The organism is Streptomyces sp. NPDC025651, assembly GCF_055558735.1.
This window is the reverse complement of the sequence record NZ_JBVHLZ010000001.1, coordinates 863,125-878,056: the sequence shown is the minus strand read 5'-3', so window position 1 is coordinate 878,056 and position 14,932 is coordinate 863,125. Positions and strand designations below refer to the sequence as shown.

Sequence of the window (14,932 nt, the reverse complement as noted above, 5' to 3'; positions counted from 1 at the left end):
TGATCAGGTGACGCCGAGGTGTCCGGACATGCGGGTGATGTTCTCGGCGCCGGGCGGGTCGACGGACACCCACACCCGGTAGTCGCCGCGGGTGAGGGCGAGTTCGCTGCCGGGCCCGATGAGGAGCACGGCTTCGCCGTCGTCCCACGCCGCGGTCTTCCACTCCGTGCTGGCCGGGTTGTCCCAGTGGCCGACGACGGCGATCCGCACCGGCGCACCGGTCAGGTCGACGCCCTCCGGGGCGGTGACTGGCACGTGCAGGTACTCGGTCGAGGAGGCGGGGATCAGCACGGGGCGCCCACCTCCAAGCCGCTGCCGTCCGGCCTTTCGGCCTCGTAGGGGCGGGGGTGCGGTGTGCCGGCCCGCCAGGCGGACGGCATGACGCTGGTGCCGTAGGTGTCGCTGTGCGGGGCTCCGGCCGACCAGCGGCTGTAGGGGGCGCCGACGGTGACGTCGATGTCGACGGGCGGCGGGATGCTGGAGCCGATGGCGAGCGCGGTGCCCGTCTCGCCCGCGGCGCCCACCTGGAGACTCTTGTCGCGGCCCAGCTGCCGTGCCGTGGCGGCTTCCTCGGCGGTGCTGAGATGGAGCCTCTTGGCCCTGCCCAGGGCGAGCGCGGTCTCGGCGGAGACCGCGGTCCCGAGTTGGGGTGTGCGGTGCAGCGTCTGCGTGCTGTCGGTCTCGCCGGCCGTCCCGAGCACGGCGTGCTTGGAGGCGGCGACGAACCGGGCTTCCCCTGTCTCAAGGACGGTCCCAAGCGGCTGGGCCTTGGCCCTGCCGAGGGGGCGCGCCGTGTCGACCTCGGCCGTCGGCGTGAGTGATCCGGCGGGGACGGCGGGCAGGGCCTGCCCGGTCTCCCCTGCTACGCCCAGTGTCCGGGACTTGCGGGCGGTCAGGTTCTGCGCCGCCTCGACTGCGGCAGCCTGGTCGAGCGGCCTGGCCTTGCCCGCCGTGAGCGACTGCGCGGCTTCGGCTGCTGCTGCAGCAAGGGCTCTGCTCTTCCCTGCAGCGACTGCGCCTGCCGTGTTCTGCTCTCCGGCGGTTGTGATCGGTGCGGATTTCGTGCCCTGGAGCGGCTGTGTGCCGTCGCTCTCCTGGGCGGTGCCGAGGTCGGCTTCGCGGGCTCCACCGAACTGCTGCGCTGTCTCCTGGGAGGTGGCGGTGGGCAGCGGCAATGACTTGGCGCGGCCGAGTGGCTGAGCGTTCTCGACGGGTGCCGTGGTGGTGAGCGGGGCCGTCTTGGCTGCACCCACTGGTTGTGCTGATGCCGTCTCGGCGGCCGCGGTCAGGGCCCTGCTCTTGGCTGTGGTGACAGCCTGGACGTCTGCCGTTTCGCCAGCCGGTGCAAGGGGGCGGGCGTACCCCAGGGCCTGGGCGCCGTCCGACTCAGCCGCGGCACCGATGGTGCGGGTTTTGCTCTCACGCAGGCCTTGTGCAGTCTCGACGCAGGCGGCGACGCCGAGGCCCGTGACCTTGCCGAGGGCCTGCGCGGTGCCAGCTTCCGCCGCGGGAACGATCGGCTTGCTCTTGGATCCGCCGACGGGCTGCACCGTCGCGGACTCGGTAGCTTGCCCCAGGGCTTGAGACTTGTGGTGTCCGATCGCCTGACCGGCATCCGCTTCTGCGGCGGGGGCCAGGGTGCGGGTCTTGCTCTGCCCCGCCGACAGGGCAGAGCCGACCTCTCCCGCAGGCGCGAGAGCTGCCCGCTTGGAGCGTCCTGCAGTCTGCGCCTGGCCGGTCTCGGTGGCGAAGCCAAGGAGTGCAGTCTTGCGGCCAGTGAGTGGCTGGGCGGTCTCGGCCGTGGTTGCGGTGCCGAGCGGCTTGGTCTTGGTGCGACCGAGTGCCTGTGCTGCCGACGCCTCCGAACCGGCTGTGACGGCACGGGCCTTGGCCTTGCCCGCCGGCTGCGCGGCTGCGACAGCCGTAGCGGCAGGCAGGGCGCGGGACTTGATCCGGCCGAGGTCCTGCGCCGTCTCCGCGGCAGCGACCGTGGGCAGGGTCGCCCGCTTGGTTTTGGCCAGCGTCTGCGCGATGTTGGTCTCGCCCGCAGGGCCGAGTGCGCGGGTCTTTCTGCCTGCCAGTCCCTGGGCACTGCCCGTCTCTGTGGCCGTACCAAGGGCGACGACCGTAGCCGGGGCGACGTTGACGTTGTCGAACTCTGCGACGTCGTCGGCGCCGTCGCTGCGGTGGGCGATGAGCTGGAACTCGAGGTTGTTGTCGCCCACCCAGGCCGGGCTCGCCAGCGTGCGCCGGTTCGTCCACGTGGTCCCGTCGGGGCTGGTGTCCCAGTAGGTGGTGCCTGCAGTCTCGCGGACTCGCAGCCAGGCGTGATCGGTCGGCGAGTAGGTGATGGCGACTTCGCCGGCGTCGGCGAAGGCGACGCGGGAGAACATCGCCAGTTGGCCGGTGGTCAGCCGGTGTTCGAAGCCGATGTCGGTTCCGGCGGTGGCGGACTTGATGAGGATCTGCGACCAGGCCTCGGTGGTGGCTCCGCCGGCGGCGGGCGGGTAGGAGCGCAGGTAGACCGACGATTCGGCGAGTGTGTAGTCGAGTGCGCTGCTGTAGGCGCTGTATCCGGTGGCGCAGGCGATGCGGGCGCGTCCGCCGGTTTCGCTGTAGGTGCCGAAGCTGTTGGGCCACAGCGCCCCGTCGACGGTGTTGTCGTTGAAGTTGTCCGTGAGGTCGGCGAGCGGTGTGCCGGGGATGGCCAGCGCCTGTGCGGTGCCGGTTTCGGTGGCCGTACCGAGGGGCTTGGTCTTGGTGCGGGTCAGCGGCTGCGCGGTGCCGGTTTCGGCGGCGTGGGTGAGGGCTTGGGAGACCGCGGTGGACTTCTTGACGCGGCGGGGCCGTCCGGGGCTCCAGCCAACACCCGGCCCGTCTTCCTGGGTTGCTCCGCTGCCGCCGGACAGGGTGCGGGCGTTGCCGGAGTAGTCGGCGGTCTCGGGTCGGATCAGCGGGTACCAGGCGGTGAGGTTCGCGGTGCGCTGCGGGCGGTTCGACCAGCGCTCCGCCGCGAACTCGGCCGCGGTCAGGGTCGCGCCGATCCAGACCTTCATGCCGGTGAGGCACCCGTTGAGCCAGAAACCGGTGGCGTGATGCTCGGCGAGGTAGAGGGAGGTGGCGGTCGTGCTGGTGGCGCCGGTCGTCCAGGTGATCGCTGTGGGGAAGGCGGCGGTGCTCTGGGCGACGACCCAGAGGGAGCCGTTGGCGCCGTTGGTGGAGGCGGCGATGAAGTACCAGGTGCCGACGGTCAGGGCGACGCCCGTGGAGGCGGAGGCCTCGTCGAAGAACTTGAGGGTGGTGCCATTGCTGTCGGTGCAGACGGACCAGTAGTCACTGTTGTTGACGCCGATAGAGATGAAGCCCTGATTCGCGTTGCGGTCGGCATTGAGCTTGTACCAGCCGCAGGCGCTGATCTGCGTTTGTGCGCCGAGGGTGAGGGTGTGGGTGTAGTCCTGGCCGTCTGCTGAAGTCCTGACGGCCATCCCGGCCCCCTGCTAGGTGTCGGAGTACGTGAGCCGGGCCTGCAGCAGCCATGCGTCGTTGGCCATGGTGTCCGCCCCGTTGGAGCCGACGCGGCGGATCCGCACCCACACGACGTCGTCCGCGGCGATCGAGTCGAGGTTGCTGATCGTGATGCTGGCCTTGTGGACGCGTTTGCCGGTGGTGCCGAGGTGGGTGTCGTCGACGGTCTGCTCGGTCGCAAGGCCGTCCGTGGTGACGTCCTGGGTATCCGCATCGGGGGTGATCGCGGCGATGCAGGCGCCCCACCGGACCACACCGCTCGTGGCGTTCTCCGCGTACCAGAGAAGATCCATGGTCAGGTTGCCGGAGCCGTAGCCGAAGCTGTCGAGCTTCCAGAAGGCCGCCTCGTCTGCGGCGGCGTCATACCGCAGGCCGGAGACGGGGAAGTTGGTGCCGTTGGCCTTGTCGTACTGCGGGAACGTCGAGGCGAGGAACACGGCCTGTTCGGGGTCGAGGTCGAGTCGGACGTTGGCCATGTCAGCCGTCCTCCTCCGCTCGGAGCCTGCCGGCCCGGCGCATCGCCACGTAGCAGAACAGCAGCGTCTTCAGCTGCAGACTGGCCGTGCCGCGAAAGGGCTGCGGTAGCGCCGAGTTGAACGATGCCTGGTTGGCGTCGATCCAGTCGTCGGTGGCGGCGAGCGCGGCGGCGAGGTCCGGCTTGGTGAGCCCGGACAGTGGCAGGTCGAGGTCCCGCATCCACTGCGCCAGGGCGCGGGCCCGTCCGGTCGCGTCGAGCGGCATGTCAGGCCGCCGATGTGGCGCGGAAGAGGTCCGCCACGGTTGCCGTCACATCACTGCCATCAGGCGTGATTGTGAAGTCGTGTTTCGTCAGCGGGATGAGGTCTGCGTCGGTGCCGCCGGTGGTGTCGGGGTCGTAGCAGATGACGATCGCGCTGATGGCGTTGCCGGTGGCCGCGGTCCACGTGATATCCGCGGCGTCGACGGCGACCCGGTCGTTGGTGTCGTCCACGGTGACAGTCACGCCGGTCAGCGTCTTGCGGCCCATGGTGGTCTGCTCGTTGGAGGCGCCGGCGAGGAGCGCGGCGAGGTCGTCGTAGTCCCGCATGGTCGCGTCGGAGACGATGCCGGACGTCTCGATGGGGACGGCGATGAGCGCGTCGTTGGTGGCGGGGAGCGCAGCCAGTGAGGCGATCTTCCCGAGGGCCACGTTGAAGGTGATGTTGGCCATTTTGATCTTCCTCTCGGGGTCAGCCCCAGGACCAGCCCTTGACGTAGGCGATGTCCATCTGTGCGCTGCTGTTGGGTGCGGCCCGGTCCCCGTTGAGGGCAGCTTCGTTCTGGATGATCCAGCTCATGGGCTTGTCGGGGATGCCGCGCGCGGAGCGGCCGACGAGACGGCCGTCGAGGTAGTACTTCACTTCGCCTGGCCGCCACTCGATCACCGAGGTCCGCCATGAGGTCCAGGCCCGGTTGGTGTCGAAGGCGTCCTGCGCGCCGCCGCCCTTGGGGTGGGTGAAGGCGTGGATGTCCTCGGTCCACTCGGACTCGGGGAAGTCGATCTCGCAGCCGGGGCACGTCTCGTTGACGACGGGCCAGAGCAGGTGCGCGCTCTTGTAGCCGACGGCGACCTTGGAGACGCGGAAGCGTTCCTCGTACCGCCCGTACCGCTGCTCCATCAGTCGCTTGGGTACGACCGCGGCGGAGTGCACGGGTCCGGTGGCGCCGCGCCACATGCGGATGTGCATCTGCCCGCCGGAGATCCACACCGTGGATGCCGGGTCATACAGGCCGCCGACCGGATAGCCGCGCTGGGTGGCGGTGTCTGGCCAGCCCTTCGGGTACGCCCACCAGTTCGCGCGCACGCTGCCGGACAGGCCGCCGCAGTACGCCTTCGGCGTGTCCACATTGTGGTTGCAGTCGGTGAACCGGCCCTTGGCGACGTCGGTGTTGAAGGTGTCGACGAACCGTAGTTGCCAGGTAGCGGCGCCCTTCGCGGGCGGAGCGGTAATGCCCCAGAGCAGGAAAGCGAGGACAAGTCCGGTGATGGTGAGAAGCCGGCGCCGCATGGCCACCTCCTCGAGCCCGGGGTGTCCCGCCGCCCGGCGGGGGCGTGGGGCGGCGGGACAGGGGCGGGTGAACAGGGGGGCCGCCCCGGCTGGGGTTGGTGTCCGCCCGGCCCCCACAGCCGGGCGGACGGGTGGGCCGAGCGCTGGGGGCGCTACGAGGCCCGGCCTGCGCCGACCACCATGCGCAGGGGACTCAGGCGGCGTGACTGTGGGGGCCGCGGCTGTTGGCGGCTGGGTCGGCGGGCGTGTACTTGGCGCCGCCTGCTGCCGCCGCTCGGATGGTGGGGAGGTGGAAGTACTGGCCTGCTTCACCGTCGAGGACGGGTTCGATCTTTCCTCGGGTGACCCAGACGCGGATGGTGCCGGGCTTCACCTCGGCTTCGCGGGCGGCATCCCACAGGTCGCCGAGGTCGGCGTTGCCTGCAAGTTGAGCGAAGTGAATCTCAAGCCCGTCAGGGTTCGGGTAGGCGACCATGGCACCTCCCCGAGGTACGCGAAGACCCCCACCGGCATGTTCACGGTGGGGGTCTCGGGTGACGGTTGCGACGGATGTTCCATCGTCAAATACGGACGTTACAGCATCCAGGATCTTAGATACAAGCAGGACATGCAGGTCGGCATGCGTAGGCCGCTCACACCACCCATAGCCGCTCCCCGTCCCAACGCAAGGTATCGCCGGGCTTGATGATGAGGGCGGGTTCACTGCCTCGTTGGATGGTCATGCCGTCGACGCCTGCGACAGTGCGATAGCCGTGGTGGCGGCACCACCGCTCGGTGACGTCTAGGTGCAGGCACGGGCGGAGGGTCAGCGTGTGAGGGTCACAGGCAACTCGGTTGGAGAGCATGCGGCGGTAGAAGGCCGCCTCGTCCCGGAGTTGCCAGCGCTTTCGCTCGGAGATCCGTGCGCGTCGAGCCTGCTCGTCGCAGGCGTCGGCGAGTTCGCGAAGCGTCCCGCACCGCTCGCTCACGGCGCCCACTCCTCCCCCTTGTGATCCGGATGCCCGGCGAACGGCTGGGCGAGGATCCAGAGCACCCAGCACAGGGTGTCGGCCCCACCTCCGTCATAGTCCGGCTGTCCCACCGATGCCTCCGAGGTTTCCGCCTCGCCGATGAGCGCGAGTTTGGCGTCGAGGTCGGCGATGACATCCTGCGGGTGCTGCCGCTGGACATAGGCGAGTTCGGCAGGTTCCATTCCCCACGGGTAGCTGGGGAAATCGTCGCTGGTGGCGACTCCCGACCCGTCGGAATACGTGTCTCCGGCCCGCGTGGACCCTACTTCGTTCAAGCAGGCCTCCGCGGCATCCCTGGCTTCTGCATACCGGGCCCGCAGGAAGTCGGCGATCTCGCTCATGCTGCCCCCGGAAAGTCACGCGCTTTGATCTTCACCATGGGTCCGTCCGGATGGTGGTAGACGATGCCTTCCCACTGATGCCCCGCAAGGAAGTTGGCGATCTCGTCATAGGTGCGGTAGTCGAGTCCGGGGTCGATGACCTCGGCGGTCGCGTGACGGATGAGGGTGTGACGGTCTAGGCCTTCCGGGTTACCGTTGATCTTCGGCCCGCAGAGTTCGTAAGTCCCGTGGGGCCACCCGGTGCGGATCTCGACCGCTTCGGCGTGATACTTCGCGAACGACGACTGCCCTATTGGCTCCCAGCCGACGGTCTTGCCGGTCGTGGCGTCACGCTCGACCGGCACATAGTTCGGTGGTGGGGTCTTGCCGGGCTTCACTTCACGGCGCGCCCACCACTCCCCGGACTCGTCGAGCAGCGTGCACGTTCCGTCGTACTTGCGGGTTGCGACGCCGTGGCCGTCGAGGACCCATTCGCAGCCGGGCGTCACGTCCGACAGGACTCGGCGGCGGTCGTCGGGATCGCGGACGAACAGCGTGGGGATCTTCTGCATGAAGGGCTCCAGGGTGCGCGGTGACGTTCCAGGTTGGCGCGAAGGTCAGGCTGCTGTCGCGGCAGTTTCGGCAGAAGCCTCTTCGACCACCTGCTCCTGTGCGGCGCGGAGTTGCCTCCACTCCCCCAGCGTCTCCCACCGACTGCCGCATGCCGGGCACCGGACGCGGTGGGATGCGGCGGAGGCGGTGAGCGGCTGCCCGCAAAGGAGGCCTTCGAGGTGGGCTGGGCAGTTACCGATCTGCACGTGGCCGGGCTTCCGCTCATCGTCAACGATGGCCTTGCATTCGCTGTGGAGGCGTCGCAGGTCGTCGATGTCCTGGCCGACGGACTCGTAGCTGGAGCAGGCCCACAGGAGGTTGTTTCCGAGGAACTCGACGTGTCCAGGGACGGCTTGGGCCGGGGAGCCGCGCCACGGTGCGACGGTCCAGCCGAGCGTCTGCCGCCACGAGTCTTCGATCGCCGACAGTCGGGCTGCGACACCGCCGGGGCCGACGAGAGCCAGGACTTCGAGCCGCGGCGGGATCGGCGGGTTCTTCGAGCCGGTGCTTCCGCCGCCGATGCGTCGCGCGCCCCGCATCAACGCCGCGGTCGTGTCGAGACGCCGGAACAGGGTGGGGAGTTCAGCGATACGGACAGCTGTCTTGTCTTCGCAGGGCCGACAAGCCCAGCGTCCCGTCTCGCTGACCCAAAGCTGCCGCCCGCAGCCGGGGGTTATGCAGACAGGCCACTCGTAGTCTTCGAGGCCAGTGGGGTGGTCGTGCACGGCAGGCTCCTCGGGTGGTACGGGAAGCAGGATGCGCTTGAGCCAATAGTGCACCAGAGGGTTGACACTGGAGACCAATGGCACAGTCGTGAACTGCCGCGAGCCCCTGCCCTGCCAGCGAGCCTGGGGTTCACCGGCGCCGTAGCGCTCGATTCCCAATCGCGCTCCCGACTGTCACGACTGCGATACCGACCACGATTCCCGCTGCAATCCGTGGAGTCGCAGCATCACCGGGCAGAACGATCGCGGCTATGACGGCAACTCCCGCCAGCCAAGGGCCGATCGCACTGTAGAGCCAGTCTCGGAAGGTCATGTCGCATCCTCTCGCAGGGTGGTGACGACGGGGCGGTCACGGGGCCTCGTCTCGTTCCCAGTGGTCGCGGTCGTAGCGGGCGCATGTGCGCGGGTCGTCTTCCCACCAGCCATACGCCCGGCCGGGCTGGGCTCAACCGGCGGCGCCTCGGCGGGCCTTGACGGTGGCGCGGCGGAGGCGGTTCGAGCGGATCATGCGGTTCCCCCTGGGGGCGGTTGTGCGGTGGATCGGCGGGCCCTGGGGTGGGTCAGGCCTTGCGCGCCAGCAGGTACGGCTTGCGGGCACGAGGACCTCGGCGCTCCACCGTGTAGCCAGCGGCTTCGAGGGTCTTGGCGTAGGCGTCGACCATCTCGTGGCGCTCGGCGGCCATGTCGTCGTCGCTCATGCGGCCCGGCCAGGGCGCCCGAACCGACCTCGCCCAGCCGACGACGGAGTAATCCCCCCGTTCCCGACCCGCTCCCCCACCGGCCGCGCCACACTGGCCGCATGTCGGTGCGTTTCGCGGTGCAGGCGGACACGGAGCGGGAGCGCCAGCAGGCCCTCGAACTCCTATGCGCCCGGCTGGGGTTGGAGCCGGTCCTACTCCCCCGGCTACTGACCGACGATAGGTGGATGGCTCGCGCCGTGCCCGCCCAGCCCGCTAGTCGCGGTCCATCGCAGGAGTGACCGGCACCTCGACACTCAGGGCCTGGAGCTTGCCGCCGAAACTCACGGCCGCTTCCACGACCTCGCCGCCGTCCGCCCCGGACCGCAAGGCTTCCTGAGCGAACGCGGCCAGCTCATCGAGGGTGAGGAACGCCTTCTTCGGCGCCTTGTGTTCGATCTTCTTCATGGCCATGGGGCTCATCATCCTCGGTTCATCCGTTCGGCTCTCTGTAGTGTTCGCGCAGCGCCCCCTCCGCGCTGCATGCGGAGGGGGCGCTGCGCGTGCGGGCCAGGCTCTTCTCGGTCGCCGGTCAGATACAGCTGAGCTCGTCGTTCATGTCGTACAGGGGCGCGAGGAGTTCGTCGGCACGCTGAAGGAACGTGCCGCGTGCGGCCTCGTCCTTGGCGTGGCGGGCTTCGCCAAGGAGCGTCGACGCTAGCTCCAGATCCTCGTGGCCGTTGATGCCCGCCGCCTCGAAGTTGATGACGGCTGCGTCGAGCTGGCTGATGAGGGTGTCAAGGCTGGTAGCCGGGTCGGCTTCGGCCGCATACGCCACGTCCTCGGCGTGACGGCTAACAATGTCCTTCTCGCTGAGCACGGTGGTGGTCATGGACGGGTCTCCTATCGGTCGGTGACGGGAAGGCCATGGCGGCGCTCCCACTCGCGGATGCAGCCCTCGGTGATCTGCTGAGTGACCGGGTCCGAGTCGCCCTCGTGCTCCTCGATCGCGGTGGCGAGTTCCTCATCGGTCAAGTTCGGGATGGTCTTCTTCGGCCAGCTCATATGGGTCTCCTATCGCCAGGCGGGGCCGTCGTATTCGACGGCGCAGATTTGGGCGTTGGGGTGTTCCTGCTGGGTGCGGAGGACGTCGGTGTGGGATGCGCCCGCAGCGACGGCCGCTTCCACTGCGGTCTGGCTCTTCCGGATCACGGGCGGGTTGAAGGCGCCGGCCCGCACGCACTTCGCGGCCTCGACGAGCAAGTACACGGCGCGCTCCTTCAACGCGGCAGTCTCGGTCGTAGTGGTCATGGGGATCTCCATTCAGTCGTTTCGGCTGGTGCGGTTTGCGTTGCGGACGACAGAGCGCGGGCGGCGCTGGCAGGTGTGGGAGTGGACGGCGGCGTTCGCGAGGGCGTCGTTGCTTGCGGTCTGCCGGAACCCGCAGCGATCGCATTCGACGGTCGTGCTGAACGCACGGTGAATGGTCCGAATCATGAGGTTTCCTTCAGGGTCGGGTGGGCTACTTGGTCTTGCTGGGGCGGATTTTGGTGGCGGCCCATCCGGCGGCGAGGATCACGCCGATGAGGGCGATGGTGATCTGGGTGGCGTTCGCTCCGACAGCGCCGATGATGCCCATGAGGGTGCCGCCGCAGATCAGGACAATCGCGCAGATTGCTCCGACACAGACGACCATCACCGCGAGGATCAGGAACGTGATGATGATCAAGCGTTCCATCTCCGGCGCCAAGCGCCGCGTATCGGGGAGTTGAGCCGTCGCGTACTGCCCGGAGGGGGCGGGCGGCTGACCGACGGTGAAGTGGTAGGGCACACCGTCCGGTGAGTACATGACGTTCGGCGGCCGGTGGTGGGCGGGTACCGGCTGCTGCCCGGCCGTAAGGTGGTCGGGCAGCCGGTCGGACGGCAGCTCGGTCATGGCGTCCTCTCAGTCCTGCGGGGTGTAGTCGACGCTGCGGGCGAGGATGGCCATGGCCACGCGCTGGCTGTCCTCGCCCGCGCGGTCGCACAGCTGGTCGGCGAGAGTGCTGTCGTCTGCGGCGATGCCCCTGGCGGCGGCGTCGATTTCAGCGGCGGTGGCGACAATCTCCGGCTCGGGTCCGGTCTTGCGGTTGAACAGGCCCATGGCGGGCTCCTTTCGGGGTTGGGTCAGTACTTGCGGGCGGCTCGGTCGGCTTTGCGCTGGGCAGCCTTGGCTTCTTGCAGGGCGCGGCGGGCGGCGGGCTTCGCCTTGCTGTCGGCGGTCTTCAAGTTCGCCTTGGCCTGAGCGACGGCGTTCTCGGCGCGGTCCAGGTTGGCGAAGACGGCTTGGGCTTCGCGCTCGTAGCGGTCCTCACCGCGCTGCCGAATGTGATCGAGTTCGGCGCCGATGGCCGGGTCGACGATGTCGGTGGTGCCGTTCGGGCCGTCCGAGGCGACGGCCTGCTTGATGGTCCTGGCGCTCAGCCGGGCGATCCGGCGGCGCTCGGCGGGCGTGTACGAGGCGGGCATGAGTTCTCCTTCGGGAAACGGGAATCGTGCTGGTGGGTGAGGCGTTGCGATCGACCGGAGCCGTCGGATTCAGGGGTTCCAGCCGTCTGGGTGGGGTGCTCATCTGCCTCACCAAGCCCATGAACATGCAGGTCAGGACTGGTGGGGCTGGTGGGTGGGGCGGTTGGTGGAAAGTCACCAGGGATCGCCTGCCTCACCAAGCTCTCGGAGGCGGCTATTCGCGATGGGAAAGGGCTTTGTGGACCCTGTCGCGGTTCACCACGGGGTAGCCCTTGTAGGTGCCGGTGTCCTCGTCGTGGTCGGTGAGGAGCTTCCGGAGCCGGCTGCCGTCCCAGTACTCGTAGTAGGGCTTGTCGAGGTTCTTGAGTCGGTGCAGGACTTCCGGGGTGCGCACGCGCTCCTCGCTGCCGATGACGGCGGCCAGGTCCTCCAATTCGTCGCGCTCCTCGATGGCCTGCAGCCGGTCCATCGTCGTCACGCGGTTCCGCAGCGTCTTCGCCCGCTCGGCGATCTCTGCGGCTTCGTCACCGTCGATGTAATGGGTGCGGATGTTCACGGACACCTGGCCGGGCTCCAGCGGGACGCCCTCACCTGCGGCGACGAGCTGTCCCTTGTCCAGGCCCTGGCGCAGCTTGTGCGGCGCAGCACCCTTCTCGACAGGGGTTTCACCGAGCGCCATCTCGGCCTGCGACTTGGTCCCGAGGACCAGGGCGGCACGGATGTGGTTGCCTTCCCGGGAGCGCTTGGGGAGGTTCTGGTCGGTGGGGTCCTGGGTGCCCTCCCACATCGTGACGTTCACGGCACGGCCCTGGTCGTGGATGCCTTTGACGGCCTGGAAGTAGCGGGATGTGGCCTTGGCGCCGCCGTAGGGGCGCTTGTCGGGGCCGATCGCTCCGCACCCGTAGGCGACCTGGGCTTCGTCGACGATGCAGACGAGGGGTGGAAACACGGTGCCCGCTGGGGCGAGCAGGCGGCGCTGCATCTCCTCGAAGACATCCTCGACCATCTCGGTCACGTCGATGACGTGGTCGTCTGTGGGGCCTTCGATGAGGATCGTGGCCAGTCCGCGGAACATACGCCAGTCACCGATGCCCTTGAGGTCTCCGATGCGGAACTCCACTGTGGGGTCGAGGAGCAGCCACAGGGCGAGGGCCCTCAGGGAGGCGGTCTTTCCCTGGTTGGACAGGCCGGTGACCAGAATGTGCTTCTGGTAGAGGCTGATGAGGACGGCGTCGCCGCGCAGGTTCGGCCCCCACGGCGCCCTGCCTGACTTGTAGTCGGCGGTCATGTCCGGGTCGGTGACCAGTGGTGATGCGGGTACGGGCTCGTCGAGGGCGCCGCTGTCGGCTATCCACAGCCGCACCGTGCGGGCTGCGGGGGCGACGGTGATGTACACCTCGTGCTCGTGGCGGCCGAGGTTTTCGGCGAGCTTGCGCCGCTTCTTCATGACCTCTTCGGTGGACACTCCGGACGGCAGGGTGGCGTCGACTTCGACGCCGCAACCGGCAGGCGCAATGACGGAGAGCATGCTCGCCCCGGCGTCCTCCATGGCCACGATCGCCTTGCGGAGGTCGGAAATACCCAGGTCACGCAGGGCTTTGACCACGATCGACGGGGTGATGGGCTCACCGTCCCCGCGGAGCTTGGCAGGCAGGGCCCACTGGGGGGCGGCCTGCCGCTGCTGGCCGACGCGCCACAGGGCGAGCAAGCCGAGCGCGGGCAACGACATCTTCGCCGCGCCCCAGACGACGGAGCCGATGATGAATGCCCAGCGGATCAGGTCGATGACGAACTCGGCCGGGGCGATCACGTCTTTGATGTCGCCGTTCGCCCAGGCCAGGGCGATCCCGAGAAGCAGGAGAGTGCCTGCCCCGGCCGCCGTGCCGGCCACCACGGCCTTGGGGGCTTCCCGCATCGCCTTCAGCAGTTCCATGCGCCGCTGGTGGCGGGCTTGGCGGAAGCGGTGGGCGCGTTCCTCCCACTCCTTGGCCTCCTCGACGTTGCCCGCAGCTTCGGCGGTGCGCATCATCCGCTCGAACCGGGACGTGCTGCGCGAGTCCCAGGCGCGGCGGGTCACGATGCGGGTGCCGCCCGCCACGTAGGAACCGTGGCGCACGACGAGCCGGTACACCTCGCGGGTGCGGTCGGCTGTGATGACGGCCTTCAGGCGCCGCAGCCGCACCTTGCGCGCGGCGGTCTCCTCGGCGGGTTCCGGGCTGACGGTCTCGTCGGCGGTCGGCTTGACCAGAGTCAGAGGCCGCAGCTTCTCCTCGACGGCTGTGCCGTTGTGGATGCTCATCAGTTGTAGCCCTCTCCGCCTTGTCCGACGGTGGAGTTGGTGGTCGGGTGCTCGGGGCCAGCGGTCCCGGTACCGAGGGCGGCGCGGCGGACGCGTCGGCCGTAGGAGTCGCCGGTACCGAGCCGGTTGCCGATGGCGGTACCGGACAGCGCGGGCTCCTCGGAGAGCCAGGCCGTGGCGGTCTTGACGTGCTCGTCGAACGAGGCGGCATTGGCCGCCCTCTGCCGGGACTGAGTACCGGTACTGCGCCCGGTCTTCTTCGCGGTCTTGGTAGTGCTTCGGCGGCGCGGCCGTACCGGTACCGGGGCCGGTACTGGATCCGGTACGGCGTCGAGTTCCGGGCGGCTCGCGGCGAGTTGCGGTACCGGGTCGGTCACCGGTACTGGAGGCGTGCCCGGTACCGGTACTCGCTCGATGTCGACGGCCGGTTCGGTACCGCCACCGGTACCGGTCTTCGCCTGCTGTTTCGCGGGCAGTACCGCCAGCGCGTGGACGCGCCAGATCACGAGCGGTACCAGCACGGAGACGGCGGCGACGAGCGGTACTGAAACCGCCACGACGTGCGCCTCCAGCATGTGCGCGGAGACCTGCGCGACGCCCATCAAGATGAGCGACAGCGCGATGTCCCGGCCGCAGGCGCGGCGGATCGCGGCGACCACGTACACGTCGAGGGCGAGGGGCAGCAGTACCGCCACCGGTACCGGGGCGCCGATCGTGCGGGCGAGGTGGTACTCGGCGCTGGCGGTGAAGCCGACACCAGCGATCAGAGACACCGCGACGAGCGGGTCCCAGCCGGTGCGGGCGGGCGGGGAGTTCACGTGGTCCTCCGGAGTGCGAGCCAGCCTCCGGCGGCGAGCCACACCGTGCCGGGGGTGAGTGCGATGAGTACGGCCGCGCCGCGCAGGGCGAGCCCGACCGTGGCCTCGCCTACGGCGGGTTGGGCGCCGACGAGGAGCAGGAAGGCCGCCAGCAGCAGGAACATCAGAAGCCGCATGGCGGCCTCCTCTCAGAGGGGGGTGGGGGTTACTCAAGTTCGTCGGCGTCGCGGCGGGTCTTCTCGGCCCACCGCTCGCAGACTTCGGCTGCCGCGATGTCGCCCTTGGAGCGGAATTCGGCGGCTTGGCGCTCGGCATCCGCAGCGCCTTCTCGCTTCCCTTCCGGCGTATCGAAGGGGTCGACGGACTTCCTGCAGCGGAACAGGCCCATGACGGCCTCCTCTCGGATGGGGG

General features: G+C 69.1%; 23 protein-coding genes. All 23 read right to left on the bottom strand.

Going from position 1 to position 14,932, the window contains the following annotated elements; translation table 11 throughout:
• Positions 1-3: 3 nt before the first annotated feature.
• Positions 4-291 carry a hypothetical protein gene (locus ACZ4D5_RS04080; RefSeq protein ID WP_467770750.1) on the bottom strand — a complete coding sequence of 96 codons (288 nt, stop codon included), beginning with the start codon at positions 289-291 and terminating at the stop codon, positions 4-6.
• Entirely contained in the window at positions 285-3,485 is a 3,201-nt protein-coding gene (locus tag ACZ4D5_RS04075; RefSeq protein ID WP_467770749.1) for a hypothetical protein, read from the bottom strand. Before ACZ4D5_RS04075 ends, ACZ4D5_RS04080 begins: the two co-directional genes overlap by 7 nt.
• Positions 3,486-3,497: 12 nt before the next feature.
• Complete coding sequence (locus tag ACZ4D5_RS04070) at positions 3,498-4,001, bottom strand: hypothetical protein (protein ID WP_467770748.1); 504 nt, start codon at positions 3,999-4,001, stop codon at positions 3,498-3,500.
• A 1-nt stretch (position 4,002) separates the two neighbouring features.
• Positions 4,003-4,266 (bottom strand): hypothetical protein, encoded by a 264-nt coding sequence (locus ACZ4D5_RS04065; RefSeq protein ID WP_467770747.1) that lies wholly within the window; start codon positions 4,264-4,266, stop codon positions 4,003-4,005.
• A 1-nt stretch (position 4,267) separates the two neighbouring features.
• Positions 4,268-4,714, bottom strand: a complete 447-nt coding sequence (locus ACZ4D5_RS04060; protein ID WP_467770746.1) for a hypothetical protein — start codon at positions 4,712-4,714, stop codon at positions 4,268-4,270.
• A gap of 19 nt (positions 4,715-4,733) precedes the next feature.
• Positions 4,734-5,552, bottom strand: a complete 819-nt coding sequence (locus ACZ4D5_RS04055) for a glycoside hydrolase family 16 protein (RefSeq protein ID WP_467770745.1) — start codon at positions 5,550-5,552, stop codon at positions 4,734-4,736.
• 193 nt (positions 5,553-5,745) lie between these two features.
• On the bottom strand, positions 5,746-6,027 hold the full coding sequence (locus ACZ4D5_RS04050) for a hypothetical protein (RefSeq protein ID WP_467770744.1): 282 nt from the start codon (positions 6,025-6,027) through the stop codon (positions 5,746-5,748).
• A gap of 157 nt (positions 6,028-6,184) precedes the next feature.
• Positions 6,185-6,520 (bottom strand): hypothetical protein, encoded by a 336-nt coding sequence (locus ACZ4D5_RS04045; protein ID WP_467770743.1) that lies wholly within the window; start codon positions 6,518-6,520, stop codon positions 6,185-6,187.
• Positions 6,517-6,903 (bottom strand): DUF6221 family protein, encoded by a 387-nt coding sequence (locus ACZ4D5_RS04040; protein WP_467770742.1) that lies wholly within the window; start codon positions 6,901-6,903, stop codon positions 6,517-6,519. Before ACZ4D5_RS04040 ends, ACZ4D5_RS04045 begins: the two co-directional genes overlap by 4 nt.
• Positions 6,900-7,454, bottom strand: coding sequence for a hypothetical protein (locus tag ACZ4D5_RS04035; protein ID WP_467770741.1), 555 nt, complete (start codon positions 7,452-7,454; stop codon positions 6,900-6,902). Before ACZ4D5_RS04035 ends, ACZ4D5_RS04040 begins: the two co-directional genes overlap by 4 nt.
• 45 nt (positions 7,455-7,499) lie before the next feature.
• Positions 7,500-8,219 carry a hypothetical protein gene (locus tag ACZ4D5_RS04030; RefSeq protein WP_467770740.1) on the bottom strand — a complete coding sequence of 240 codons (720 nt, stop codon included), beginning with the start codon at positions 8,217-8,219 and terminating at the stop codon, positions 7,500-7,502.
• A 560-nt stretch (positions 8,220-8,779) separates the two neighbouring features.
• Complete coding sequence (locus tag ACZ4D5_RS04025; protein WP_467770739.1) at positions 8,780-8,917, bottom strand: hypothetical protein; 138 nt, start codon at positions 8,915-8,917, stop codon at positions 8,780-8,782.
• 255 nt (positions 8,918-9,172) lie between these two features.
• A complete protein-coding gene (locus ACZ4D5_RS04020) occupies positions 9,173-9,370 on the bottom strand; it encodes a hypothetical protein (RefSeq protein WP_467770738.1) in 198 nt (65 codons plus the stop codon).
• Positions 9,371-9,488: 118 nt separating this feature from the next.
• Positions 9,489-9,788 carry a hypothetical protein gene (locus ACZ4D5_RS04015; RefSeq protein WP_467770737.1) on the bottom strand — a complete coding sequence of 100 codons (300 nt, stop codon included), beginning with the start codon at positions 9,786-9,788 and terminating at the stop codon, positions 9,489-9,491.
• Positions 9,789-9,799: 11 nt separating this feature from the next.
• Positions 9,800-9,961: a hypothetical protein gene (locus tag ACZ4D5_RS04010; protein WP_467770736.1), complete on the bottom strand. Its 162-nt coding sequence runs from the start codon at positions 9,959-9,961 to the stop codon at positions 9,800-9,802.
• A 9-nt stretch (positions 9,962-9,970) separates the two neighbouring features.
• Entirely contained in the window at positions 9,971-10,207 is a 237-nt protein-coding gene (locus ACZ4D5_RS04005) for a hypothetical protein (protein WP_467770735.1), read from the bottom strand.
• Between the two features lie 211 nt (positions 10,208-10,418).
• On the bottom strand, positions 10,419-10,832 hold the full coding sequence (locus tag ACZ4D5_RS04000) for a hypothetical protein (RefSeq protein WP_467770734.1): 414 nt from the start codon (positions 10,830-10,832) through the stop codon (positions 10,419-10,421).
• Positions 10,833-10,841: 9 nt separating this feature from the next.
• Positions 10,842-11,039 carry a hypothetical protein gene (locus tag ACZ4D5_RS03995; RefSeq protein ID WP_467770733.1) on the bottom strand — a complete coding sequence of 66 codons (198 nt, stop codon included), beginning with the start codon at positions 11,037-11,039 and terminating at the stop codon, positions 10,842-10,844.
• Positions 11,040-11,062: 23 nt separating this feature from the next.
• Positions 11,063-11,404, bottom strand: a complete 342-nt coding sequence (locus ACZ4D5_RS03990; RefSeq protein WP_467770732.1) for a hypothetical protein — start codon at positions 11,402-11,404, stop codon at positions 11,063-11,065.
• A 214-nt stretch (positions 11,405-11,618) separates the two neighbouring features.
• Positions 11,619-13,703: an ATP-binding protein gene (locus ACZ4D5_RS03985; protein ID WP_467770731.1), complete on the bottom strand. Its 2,085-nt coding sequence runs from the start codon at positions 13,701-13,703 to the stop codon at positions 11,619-11,621.
• A complete protein-coding gene (locus tag ACZ4D5_RS03980) occupies positions 13,703-14,521 on the bottom strand; it encodes a hypothetical protein (RefSeq protein WP_467770730.1) in 819 nt (272 codons plus the stop codon). The genes ACZ4D5_RS03985 and ACZ4D5_RS03980 overlap by 1 nt, the downstream gene beginning before the upstream one ends.
• Entirely contained in the window at positions 14,518-14,697 is a 180-nt protein-coding gene (locus ACZ4D5_RS03975) for a hypothetical protein (RefSeq protein ID WP_467770729.1), read from the bottom strand. The genes ACZ4D5_RS03980 and ACZ4D5_RS03975 overlap by 4 nt, the downstream gene beginning before the upstream one ends.
• A gap of 29 nt (positions 14,698-14,726) precedes the next feature.
• Positions 14,727-14,909: a hypothetical protein gene (locus ACZ4D5_RS03970; protein WP_467770728.1), complete on the bottom strand. Its 183-nt coding sequence runs from the start codon at positions 14,907-14,909 to the stop codon at positions 14,727-14,729.
• Positions 14,910-14,932 lie beyond the last annotated feature (23 nt).